This window comes from Micromonospora sp. KC207 (assembly GCF_004348615.1).
Taxonomy (GTDB): domain Bacteria; phylum Actinomycetota; class Actinomycetes; order Mycobacteriales; family Micromonosporaceae; genus Micromonospora.
Genome location: NZ_SMKJ01000239.1, coordinates 1 through 11,209, shown reverse-complemented (window position 1 = coordinate 11,209; position 11,209 = coordinate 1). Strand labels below are relative to the sequence as shown.

At 72.3% G+C, this 11,209-nt stretch carries 10 protein-coding genes and 1 riboswitch; of the genes, 3 read left to right on the top strand and 7 right to left on the bottom strand.

Features of this window, described 5'->3' with window-relative positions; genetic code table 11:
* Positions 1-116: 116 nt before the first annotated feature.
* Entirely contained in the window at positions 117-356 is a 240-nt protein-coding gene (locus E1258_RS24600; RefSeq protein WP_132405283.1) for a hypothetical protein, read from the top strand.
* Positions 357-469: 113 nt separating this feature from the next.
* Here E1258_RS24600 and groL read toward each other — a convergent pair whose 3' ends face one another.
* The 3 genes from groL to E1258_RS24585 form a co-directional block, all read right to left on the bottom strand.
* A complete protein-coding gene (gene groL / locus E1258_RS24595; protein ID WP_007073261.1) occupies positions 470-2,092 on the bottom strand; it encodes a chaperonin GroEL in 1,623 nt (540 codons plus the stop codon).
* Between the two features lie 315 nt (positions 2,093-2,407).
* On the bottom strand, positions 2,408-3,514 hold the full coding sequence (locus E1258_RS24590; RefSeq protein ID WP_132405281.1) for a hypothetical protein: 1,107 nt from the start codon (positions 3,512-3,514) through the stop codon (positions 2,408-2,410).
* Between the two features lie 219 nt (positions 3,515-3,733).
* A complete protein-coding gene (locus E1258_RS24585) occupies positions 3,734-3,937 on the bottom strand; it encodes a cold-shock protein (protein WP_007073263.1) in 204 nt (67 codons plus the stop codon).
* 337 nt (positions 3,938-4,274) lie between these two features.
* On the opposite strand from E1258_RS24585, the gene E1258_RS24580 reads away from it, so the two are divergent.
* A complete protein-coding gene (locus tag E1258_RS24580) occupies positions 4,275-4,754 on the top strand; it encodes a GNAT family N-acetyltransferase (RefSeq protein ID WP_132405285.1) in 480 nt (159 codons plus the stop codon).
* Between the two features lie 113 nt (positions 4,755-4,867).
* On the opposite strand, the gene paaN is transcribed toward E1258_RS24580, so the two are convergent.
* The 3 genes from paaN to thrC all read right to left on the bottom strand — a co-directional run bounded on the left by paaN (position 4,868) and on the right by thrC (position 9,381).
* The gene (paaN, locus tag E1258_RS24575) at positions 4,868-6,541 is read right to left on the bottom strand and encodes a phenylacetic acid degradation protein PaaN (protein WP_207919697.1); all 1,674 of its coding nucleotides are present in this window, start codon (positions 6,539-6,541) and stop codon (positions 4,868-4,870) included.
* 111 nt (positions 6,542-6,652) lie between these two features.
* Complete coding sequence (locus E1258_RS24570; RefSeq protein WP_132405277.1) at positions 6,653-7,672, bottom strand: GNAT family N-acetyltransferase; 1,020 nt, start codon at positions 7,670-7,672, stop codon at positions 6,653-6,655.
* Between the two features lie 422 nt (positions 7,673-8,094).
* A complete protein-coding gene (thrC, locus tag E1258_RS24565) occupies positions 8,095-9,381 on the bottom strand; it encodes a threonine synthase (RefSeq protein WP_132405275.1) in 1,287 nt (428 codons plus the stop codon).
* Between the two features lie 12 nt (positions 9,382-9,393).
* A riboswitch (SAM riboswitch) is annotated at positions 9,394-9,525 on the bottom strand.
* Positions 9,526-9,704: 179 nt separating this feature from the next.
* Here thrC and E1258_RS33545 point away from each other — a divergent pair.
* Positions 9,705-10,403 (top strand): hypothetical protein, encoded by a 699-nt coding sequence (locus E1258_RS33545; RefSeq protein ID WP_165949890.1) that lies wholly within the window; start codon positions 9,705-9,707, stop codon positions 10,401-10,403.
* Positions 10,404-10,601: 198 nt separating this feature from the next.
* On the opposite strand, the gene E1258_RS24555 is transcribed toward E1258_RS33545, so the two are convergent.
* Entirely contained in the window at positions 10,602-11,051 is a 450-nt protein-coding gene (locus tag E1258_RS24555; protein ID WP_007073269.1) for a DoxX family protein, read from the bottom strand.
* Positions 11,052-11,209 lie beyond the last annotated feature (158 nt).

Sequence of the window (11,209 nt, the reverse complement as noted above, 5' to 3'; positions counted from 1 at the left end):
AAAAGACAGGGGCATACACGGGTAGCTCGGCGGGTGAAAAGGGCACGGGTCCGTATAGCGCCGTTCGGCCGCCCAGGCCATCGACGGCCACCTACCGTCGGGGTGAGGAGGCAGCGATGACCACGGACGACGAGCAGGCCGACGACCCACGCCCGGTTGCCTGGGTGCCGGCCGAGGAAATCCCCGGGCAACTGCCGTTCGACCGGCTGGACTACGGCGACGCCGAGCAACTGGCGGAAATGGCCGACGCGCTCGCGGTCGAGGAGCCGGTGGTCCTGGTTGACGAGCCGATACGCATCCGCCGGCCGTACGAGCGGCCCCGGAGGCGACGCGACCAGCCGCCCCTGCCGACGTGAGCCCGGCCGGCACCAACCCGGAAGGGGCGGGCCGCTGACGCGACCCGCCCCTTCGGCGTGCGGTGGAACCGACTCAGCTCGGGCGGAGCTGACTCAGTTCGGTGGAACTGGACTCAGAAGTCCATGTCCCCGCCACCCGGGCCCGCCGGGGCGGCCGGGGTCTTCTCCGGCTTGTCCGCGACGACGGCCTCGGTGGTGAGGAAGAGCGCCGCGATCGACGCGGCGTTCTGCAGCGCCGACCGGGTCACCTTGGCCGGGTCGATGATGCCCGCAGCCAGCAGGTCCACGTACTCGCCGGTCGCGGCGTTGAGGCCGTGGCCGGCGTCCAGGTTGCGGACGCGCTCGACGACGACGCCACCCTCCAGGCCAGCGTTGACGGCGATCTGCCGCAGCGGGGCATCCAGCGCGATCTTGACGATCTGCGCGCCGGTCGCCTCGTCGCCGGTCAGGTCCAGCTTGTCGAAGGCGGTCTTGCCGGCCTGCACCAGCGCGACGCCACCACCCGGGACGATGCCCTCCTCGACGGCGGCCTTCGCGTTGCGGACGGCGTCCTCGATGCGGTGCTTGCGCTCCTTCAGCTCGACCTCGGTGGCCGCGCCGACCTTGATCACCGCAACGCCGCCGGCCAGCTTGGCCAGCCGCTCCTGCAGCTTCTCGCGGTCGTAGTCGGAGTCGCTCTTGTCGATCTCGGCCCGGATCTGGTTGACCCGGCCCTGGATCTGCTCGGCGTCGCCGGCACCGTCGACGATGGTGGTCTCGTCCTTGGTCACCACGACCTTGCGGGCGCGGCCCAGCATGTCGAGGGTGACGGCGTCGAGCTTGAGGCCGACCTCCTCGCTGATGACCTGCCCACCGGTGAGGATGCCGATGTCGGTGAGCATGGCCTTGCGGCGGTCACCGAAGCCCGGCGCCTTGACGGCGACGGACTTGAAGGTGCCCCGGACCTTGTTGACCACCAGGGTGGCCAGGGCCTCGCCCTCCAGGTCCTCGGCGATGATCAGCAGCGACTTGCCCGACTGCATGACCTTCTCGAGGATCGGGAGCAGGTCCTTCACCGACGAGATCTTGCTGTTGACGACCAGGATGTAGGGGTCGTCGAAGACGGCCTCCATACGCTCCGGGTCGGTCATGAAGTACGCGGAGATGTAGCCCTTGTCGAAGCGCATGCCCTCGGTGAGCTCAAGCTCCAGGCCGAAGGTGTTGCTCTCCTCGACGGTGATGACGCCTTCCTTGCCGACCTTGTCCATCGCCTCGGCGATGATCTCGCCGACGGTGTTGTCACCGGCGGAGATGGAGGCGGTGGAGGCGATCTGCTCCTTGGTCTCGACGTCCTTGGCGAGCTTGAGCAGCTCCTCCGAGACGCTGGCCACGGCGGCCTCGATGCCCCGCTTCAGGGCCATCGGGTTGGCGCCGGCGGCCACGTTGCGCAGGCCCTCGCGGACCAGGGCCTGGGCCAGGACGGTCGCCGTCGTCGTGCCGTCACCGGCCACGTCGTCGGTCTTCTTGGCGACCTCCTTGACCAGCTCGGCGCCGATCTTCTCGTACGGGTCCTCGAGCTCGATCTCCTTGGCGATGCTCACACCATCGTTGGTGATGGTGGGGGCACCCCACTTCTTCTCGAGCACGACGTTGCGGCCCTTAGGGCCGAGGGTCACCTTCACGGCGTCGGCGAGCTGGTTCATGCCCCGCTCGAGGCCGCGGCGAGCCTCTTCGTCGAACGCGATCATCTTGGCCATACGGCGTTGTCCTCCTGGACACTCACGGGCCACCCGAGTGTGTGCCCGGATGGGCCGCCTGGTGTACGCACCTTGGGACGTCGCCACCTGGCGACGACGACGTCTCCTCGGCCGGGCCGGATAGCCCGCGACGACCGGCCATGTGCCGCCCGACGGATTTCCGCCCGGCGGCCGTGGCCCCACCGCCCCGACCATTGGCACTCACACGGGGCGAGTGCCAATGACTTGTTTAGCACTCTCCCCTGCCGAGTGCAAGCACGATGCCGCAGACAGGTCGGGTCCACACCGGCTGACCAGGGCAACCCGGCCACCGGTTCAGCCGAGTTCACCCGCCAGTCGAGCGGCGGTAACCGGGCCCTCGTGCGCCCGCTGCTCGGCGTACGTGACGACCAGGCCGATCAGGTACACCAGGGCCGCCGGGATCGCGACCAGGGCCGCCCCGACGGCGTACGCGACGTTCCACACGTCCAGCGACGCGGCGTCGGCGGGGTCGGCGAACAGGACGGCGGCGAACTGGATCGGGGCCACGACCATGGAGGCGATGGACGCGGCGAGCCCGACCAGGGTGATCCGCCCGAGCACGGGCCCGAGGCGGGCGTGGAAGATCTGGCGGGCCCGACCGAGCGGAGTGCCGCGCTCGAAGAGCAGCACCGGGCCGAACAGGCTCAGCGCGGCCATCACGTACAGGCCGGGCAGGTAGCACAGCACGAAGCCGATCAGCATCAGCAGGCCGTAGACCAGCGTCCAGCCCCAGAGCGCCGGAGCGCGGCGCAGGCCGTACGCCAGGGCGGCACCCACCGACGCGGGCTCACCGGCGGCCTGCCGCGCCACCACCCGGGTGCCGGCGGCCCAGCCGACCGCCTGGACGAAGCCGAGCAGGCAGCCGAGGCCGATCATCGCGGCGAAGAAGACACCGAGGTCGCCGAGGTAGCCGTCGGGTAGCGGGGCCGGCGGCTCACCGGGCGCGGTGGGCTCCGGCAACGACATCGGGTACAGCGGCACGACCGCCAGCAGCAGCGCAAGCGTCGGCAGGGCATGGGTGAGTGCCAGGACCGGCAGGAGCAACCGCCAGGACCGGCGCAGCGTGCCGGAGCACCGGGAGAACCACCCGCTCAGCCCCTCCCCGGGCAGGGTGACCAGTGGGTCCGCCGGGTCGTAGCCGGGCGGCGGCCAGGGCGCGGGGTAGCCCGGCGGGCAGCCCGGGTAGCCCGGCGGCAGCGCCGGGCCGGGGTGGGGTTGCTGGCCCGGGTAGGCCGGAATCCCGGCACAGGTGCCGCCGGCGTGCGGCTGTCGGGGGTACGCCCACTCGGCGGTCCCACCCAGTTGCTCGGCCCCGGTGGGGCCCAGGGCCGGCGGGGCGCCGTCCGCAGCCTGGCCCTCGGGGCCCGAATGGGATCGATCAGGTAGGGGTAGCTGGGACATGAGCCCTCCTCAGCGGCGACGCCGGAACGGCTCATGATCTTCCCTGGCACGGCTTCGCGCCGCTGCCCCAGGGCAGGGCACGCTCCGATCGCCACCCCCTCCGCCGCCTCGCCGCCCCGCTCGCGCTCGACGTCCCGGCCGCGACAAGGGCGACCCGGTCGGCCGCGCACCCCGACCCGTCGGGTCCGGCCCGCCCGCGGGCCCGACCCGGCCGGGCGGTCAGGCGACGACGCGTACGCGCTCGGCCTGCGGCCCCTTCTGCCCCTGGGCGATCTCGAACTCCACGCGCTGCCCGTCGTCCAGCGCCTTGTAGCCATCCATCTCGATGGCGGAGAAGTGGACGAAGACGTCCTGCCCGCCGTCGACGGCGATGAAGCCGTAGCCCTTCTCGGCGTTGAACCACTTCACGGTGCCCTGTGCCACGGTGCACTTCCTAACGTCGCGCGGCCTTCCACGAGCCGGGGTGCGCCGGCGAACCGGCGGCCCGGGACCACCGGTTCCGGGGTCGACGGCGACCACGAAACCAGTGACCGAAATCGCACGCTACACGAGGAGTGACGGCGGCGCACGGCCACAAATGGGGTTATAACGGACCGACCTCGACCCGGCGCCACATAGGCGACCATCACTGCGGTAGGCATGCGAAATGACAGTAGGTTCCTGCCCGCCGGCCAATGCGGACGGTCCCCCGGCCGGGACGGCCGGCCCGACCGAACGGGCGGCCCACGTACGCCGGGTGGCCCCGCCGGACGCGGCGCGGATGCGCGCGCTGCGGCTGGAGATGCTCGCCGACGCGCCGCTGGCCTTCCTGGAAACCCTCGCCGAGGCCGCTGCCCGGCCGCACACCGAGTACGCGGCCCGCATCGCGTCGGTCGCCGCCGGCCGGCACACCGCCCAGTTCGTCGCCGACCCGGGCGCGGACCGGCCGGGCGGACCGGCCGGGCGGCTCGTCGGGCACGCCGGCGGGACGGTCTCACCGGACGAGCCCGGCCTCACCGTCGTCTATGCCGTCTACGTCACGCCGGCCCGGCGGGGCACCGGGCTGCTCGGCGAGCTGATCGAGGGGGTCGCCGCGTGGTCCCGTGAGTGCGGCCGGCCGGAGCTGATGCTGGAGGTCGTCGTCGGCAACGACCGGGCCTACCGGGCGTACCGGAGGCTGGGCTTCGTCGACACGGGAGTGCGGGTGCCACACCCGCGGTTCCCGGCCCTGCGCGAACTCCAGATGCGCCGCCCGGCGTGACGCCGGCGGGCCCGGGGGTGCCCGTGCGCCGCCGGTGGCGTGCTCCGGGCCCCGGGTGTGGGACGGGGCCCCCTCCAGACGCCAGGCGTTAACAAGGGGCCCCTCCTCGCACCTCAGGCGGGGCGGCGGCTCTGGACGATGCGGAACCGGTTCGCCACGTACGCGCCGTCGGTCAGCGCCGCGTTGGCCGCCGGATTTGCGCCGCTGCCGTGGAAGTCGGAGAACGCCGCCGACTGGTTCACGAAGACCCCGCCGGTCAGGTTGCAGGACAGGTGCACCCCGACGTCGATCGCCGCCGCCTCGGCCGCGTCCAGCACCGCCGGGTCGGTCGAGTAGACGGCGGCGGTCAGCGCGCCGGACTCCCCCACCGTGGCGCGCAGGATTTCCAGGCTGTGCGCGGTGGAGTCGGTGGCGATCACGAACGAGATCGGCCCGAACCACTCCCTGCCGTACGTTGCGGTGTCGGCGGCGGCCAGCTTCACGATGGTCGGCGTCCGCACCACCGCGCCGGGGAAGGCGGGATGCTCGACGGTGCGCGACTCCAGCACCGCCTCGCCGACCTTCGTGACCTCGTCGAGACGTTCCAGCACCCCGTCGTTGACGATCGCACCGGTCAGCTCGACGCCCCGGGCCGCATCGGCGGTGAGCTTGCCGACTGCGGCGGCGATCCCGGCGGCCACCTCGTCGAAGCCCTTGTGTCCCTGGTCGGTGTCGATGCCGCTGGCGGGAATGAGGAAATTCTGCGAGGTGGTGCACATCTGGCCGCTGTACAGGGTCAGCGTGAAGCCGAGGTTGCGGCACATCCCGGCGAAGTCGTCGGTGGAGTCGATCACCACCGTGTTCAGGCCGGCCTTCTCGGTGTAGACCGCAGCCTGTCGGGCGTTGGCCTCCAGCCAGTCGCCGTACTCGGTGGAGCCGGTGAAGTCGACGATCCGCACGGCCGGGTGCAGGGCGAGGGTCGAGGCGAGCCTTTCGCCGGGGGCCTCGGGGGCGAGCAGCACCAGGTTCGGGTCGAAGCCGGCCTCGGCGAGCACCTGGCGGGCGTACCGCACGGTGATCGCGAGCGGCAGCACCGCGCGGGGGTGCGGCTTGACGACCACCGGGTTGCCGGTGACCAGCGAGGCGAACAGCCCCGGGTACGAGTTCCAGGTCGGGAAGGTGTTGCAGCCGACGACGAGGGCCACGCCACGCGGCACCACGTGGAACGTCTTGGTCATCCGCAGCGGGTCGCCCTTGCCGGCGGCCTTCTCCCAGCCGGCCGTCCCCGGATGCCGGGTCATCTCGGCGTACGCGTAGGCGATCGCCTCCAGCGCCCGGTCCAGCGCGTGCGCGCCGCCGGCCTGGAAGGCCATCACGAACGCCTGGCCGCTGGTGAACTGCACCGCGTTGGCCAGCTCGAAGACGTGCTTGTGCAGCCGGTCGAGGATCTCCAGGCAGACGCCCGCGCGGGCCTGCGGGCCGGCGTCGCGCCAGGTGGGCAGGGCGGCGGAGGCGGCGGTCACCAGCTCGTCGGCGCTCGCGTGCGGGTACCGCACGTTCAGCTCCAGCCCGAACGGGCTCGCCTCGGTGGCGACCCGGTCGTCGGCGCCGGGTTGGTCGAGCGGAAAGTCACCGTTCAGGTACGCCTCGAAGGCCGCCTTGCCGTCGGCGGCGGCGGTCTCGCCGTACATCCGGGGGCTGGGTGACTCGGGATAGGCGGACCAGTACCCGCGCTCGGTGATCGCGGTCAGCGCACGGTGGAGGGTGTCGGCGTGCCTGTCGTACTCAGGATGCGGGGTCTCCGTCATGCCCGCCATCATGCCGCAGCCTGCGCACGGACAGTAGGGCCGGCGGACGCCGCTGGTGGCCGCCGCGCGGCCGGCGACGCCGAGCCGGTCCTGTGCCCGTGGGCGGCCCGGTCAGAGGGTGAGCTGCCAGTCGGTCCAGGCGTCGATCGGGCGGAAGCCGAGCGCCTCGTTGATGGCGATCATGTGGGCGTTGGCCCGCGCGTTGAAGGTGTCCACGACACGCAGCCCCGGCTCGTGGTCGAGCGCGTACCGCAGGTTCTCGACCTTCAGGCGCAGCCCGAGCCGGCGCCCCCGGTGCTCCGGGTCGACGATGGTGATCTGCTGGAACGCGTGCCACGACGCGCTCGCGCCGATGTCGAGCAGCGTCCAGGCGACCAGCCGGCCGGACGCTACGTGCACCGCTCCGTGGTGGTAGCGGCGGCGGCCCCGGGCGTCCAACGCCCGCTCGACGCCACGCACCCGCGCGACGTCGATCTGCTCCGGCTCCCACTCCAGATCGCCCAGCGGCGCGTCGGTCATGAGCCGGCCGTCGAGCTGGGCGACGTCCGCGACGTACTCCTCGGGGGCCGGCCCCTGCCATCGGACCGTGCGGTAGCCGGCGGCGCGGGACCGGGCGTCGGCGAGTCGGGCGTCGAGGGTGGCAGGGTCGATCCGGGTGGTGTCGAGGCGGCGACGGACCTCGGCGAGCGCCGGTCGCGCCCCCATCGCGGCGGCGAACGCCCCGCCGGCCCCATCGCGCGCCGGCCCCCCGGGCAGGGCCGAGACAGTCGCACCGACCACCCGCTTGCGCCCCCGCTCGCGCAGCACTTCCAGGCCGTACCGGTGCAGGGCTCGGCCGACCCCGCGCCGCCGGTGCACCGGGTCGACGTACAGGTCGACGCTGGCGTTCTCGGTGTTGTCGAGCTGCGGCAGGTCGAGGGCGAGCCAGCCGGCCGGCTCGCCGTCGAGCCGGGCGAGCGCCCAGACCGGGACGTTGCCCGGCATCGGGTGGCGGATCGCCGCCTCGAAGCGTCGCCGGCACAGCGGCGGGAAGTCCGGGACGTCCGCCTGGTCGGCCCCGGCCCTGATCCCGTACGCCGCGTCGACCGCGTCCTGGTCCGCCGGGTCGACCGGCATGATCGTGATGCCCATGGGCCGAGGGTGGCCGGAGAAAGACGATCGGGCCAGCGAATTTCCGCTGGCCCGATCGGACGTTGGTCGGGAGGGACGATCGCACAACGCCTCCGGCGTTGGGTCGTAAGAACTTAAAGTCTCCGGCGAAACGCCCTCCCGCACGGAGCATCTTGCGCCGTCCGGTTCCTGCCCGTCAAGTCCCCGGCGGCAGGTTTTCTACACCGAGGGCAAAACGTCGATTACCCGACGGATCGGCCGCATCCCCCGTTCGGTGGACGCACGCCCGGCTGCCGGGACGGGCGGGCCTGGCGGGACCGGCACCGTCGATGCCGATGCCGGCGACATGGAGGCGTCCGAAAGGCCGGACACCGCCACGTCGACGACACGAAGTCGATCATGCCGGGACGGTCGGCCGGGGCCGGTGTGCGGGCCGGAGCGGGTCAGCCAAGGAGGCCGGCGTCGCGGGCGGCGCGCAACGAGGGCTTGATCCGGTGGGTCGGACCGACCTGGCCAGCGACGGCGTCGATGGTCTTGAGGCCCTCGCCGGTGTTGAACACGACCGTCTCCGCCGTCGGATCGAGCCGGCCGGACTCGACCAGCTTGCGCAGCACCGCCACGGTCACCCCGCCGGCGGTCTCGGCGAAGATCCCGGTGGTGCGGGCCAGCAGCCGGATGCCGGCGCGGATCTCGTCGTCGTCCACGTAGTCCATCCACCCGCCGGTGCGCCGGACGGCCTCCAGGGCGTAGAGGCCGGCGGCCGGGTCGCCGATGTTCAGGGACTTGGCGATGCCGGTCGGCTTGACCGGGGTGATGGTGTCGCTGTCGGCGTGCAGGGCGGCGGCGATCGGGTTGCAGCCTGCGGACTGGGCGCCGAACACCTTCCAGCCGCCGGCCGGGGCCTCGACGAGACCGATCTCGACCAGCTCACTGAACGCCTTGTCGATCTTGGTGAGCAGCTCGCCGCTGGCCATCGGGATGACCACCTGGGCCGGGATCCGCCAGCCGAGCTGCTCGGCCACCTCGTACCCGAGGGTCTTCGAGCCCTCGGCGTAGTAGGGCCGGACGTTGACGTTGACGAAGGCCGTGTCCTCGAACTCGTCGGTCTCCACCAGCTCGCCGCAGAGCCGGTTCACGTCGTCGTACGAGCCGTCGATGGCGACCAGCTCCCCGCCGTAGACGGCGGTGGTGACCACCTTGCCCGGCTCCAGGTCGCTGGGAATGAAGACGATCGACGAAACCCCGGCGCGGGCCGCGTGGGCGGCGACCGAGTTGGCCAGGTTGCCGGTCGACGCGCAGGCGAACCGCGTGAAGCCGAGGGCCCGGGCGGCGGTGAGCGCCACTGAGACCACCCGGTCCTTGAACGAGTGGGTGGGGTTGGCGCTGTCGTCCTTGACCCAGAGCGGGGCGGTGATGCCCAGCTCGGCGGCGAGGTTGCCGGCGGCGACCAGCGGGGTCAGCCCCGGGTTCACGGTCACCCGGGCGGCCGGGTCCTGGCCGGCGGGCAGGAGGGCGGCGTAGCGCCAGAGGTTCTGCGGGCCAGCCTCGATCTGCTCCCGGGTGACCCGGGCCAGGGCCGCCGTGTCGTAGTCGACCTCCAGGGGGCCGAAACACTCGTAGCAGGCGTGCTGCGCGGCCAGCGGGTAGCGCGCGGAACAGGCGCGGCAGACCAGGGCACGGGCGGGGCTGGCGGTGGTGTCGATGCCGGGTGTGGCGAGGGTCGACGTCATGTCGAGGAGGTCCTCTCATCTTTCCCCGCATCGCACCCTGCGGCGGGGACGGAATTGGCACCTGTCCGCGCCGCTCGTCATCGAACGTGCGGGTGGTTGCCGGGGCTTCGTCGGGCCGTATCCCTCTGCCCCTCTGGATGAGGTATTCAGTTGTATGGCCAAGTCTACGGCGGATCGCGGCGGCTGCCACCCGAGGTTCCCAGCGTATGGGCCAGGTCGCGGGTGCCGACTTGGTCACACCGTCGCCGCCGCGGGGGCCCGGGGCCGGGTGGCGCGCGACCGCTACGGTGCGGGCAACCGCCACCCGAGAGAGGAACTGGCCGATGCGTCGGACCGTGCCCAGCTTCGCGATCGCCGCCCTGGCCTGCCTGCTGACCGCGGGCTGCGGCGCCGGCGGTTCCACCACCTCGGCGGGTACGACCACCGCACCGGCCACGGACGCACCGGCCGCCACGGAGCCGGCCACCGACGCACCGGCGCCGACGACCGGTCCCGCCGCGCCGTCGACGACGCCCCCCAGCACCACGCCACCGAAGCCCACGCCGAAGAAGGTGCCCGCGCTGACCTGCAAGCAGCTCGCCGGCGCGCACGTCGGCAGCATTGAGGTTCCCTACCAGGGGTACGCCGACTACCTCCCGCTGAGCGAGGGCGTCTGGTCGGGGGAGGACGGTGCCACGGTCATCCTCCAGAAGCCCTGCGGAATCGGCGACCTCGACGGCGACGGGGCCGCGGACGCGGTCGGCGCGGTCGCCCTGAAGGCCGGGGGCAGCGGCACCTTCCACACGCTGGTCGTCTGGCACAACGCCGACGGTGAGCCGGTCTACCGCAGCCTCGCGGACCTGGGCGACCGGACCCCGGTCGAGTCGATAAGCGTCTCGGACGGCGCGGCGAAGGTCGTCTGGCTGACCCGCTCCGACGGCCGCGGCATGGCCGAGTTGGACATCAGGCGGACGTCGATCTACCGGCTTTCCGGCGGCACGTTCACCGAGACGAGTCACACCGACGCCCCGTACACGCCCTAGCGGTCAGCGGTGGCGCCACCCCGGATACCTGCGGCTGCCCACCTGGGCGAGGGTGTCAGCCGGCGCGCGTCGGCGACACCGGAACGGGGATACGGCAGCGGGGCGCGGCGACTGCCGCCGGGGGGCCGCCGGGCGGCCGCCCCGCCGGCCACAGCGCCCCGCCCCGGCGGCGGCACGACGGTCAGGCGGGGGCGACGGTCACGCGGGCACCGAGCGCTTGCCCTGGGCAGGGGCCGCGACGGCCGGCTCCCGGCGGCGCCCCCACAGGTTGTCGACCGCCCACGACCCGGGGCCGAGAACCGCGATGAGCACGAACGACCAGCAGAACAGGGCCGACAGCTCACCGCCGTTGCGCAGCGGCAGCAGCCCCTCGGGCTGGTGCACCACGAAGTACGCGTACGCCATCGAGCCGGAGGCGAGGAGCGCGGCGGGTCGAGTGAACAGCCCGGCAAGCACCAGCGCGCCGCAGACGGCCTGGATCAGGGCGGCGTACCAGCCTGGCCAGGTGCCCAGCGGAACCGCCTGCCCCGTCCCTCGGGCACCACCGAACATACCGAACAGCGACGACAGGCCGTGGAACAGGAAGAGCAGGCCGATCACCATGCGGAAGAGGGACAGGACGGGACCGCCGAGTCGGTCAAGATTCATATGACACCTCCACTGACGAAAATCGATATTCTTACGGTATTCTTACCGTGCTTCAAGAATTTGACAAGGTCGATAACGTCTCATTGTGGGAACGCTCCCACGACATGCTGAGCCGCTTCCGCAGCGATCCGCACCCACACCCCACCACATCCCCGCAC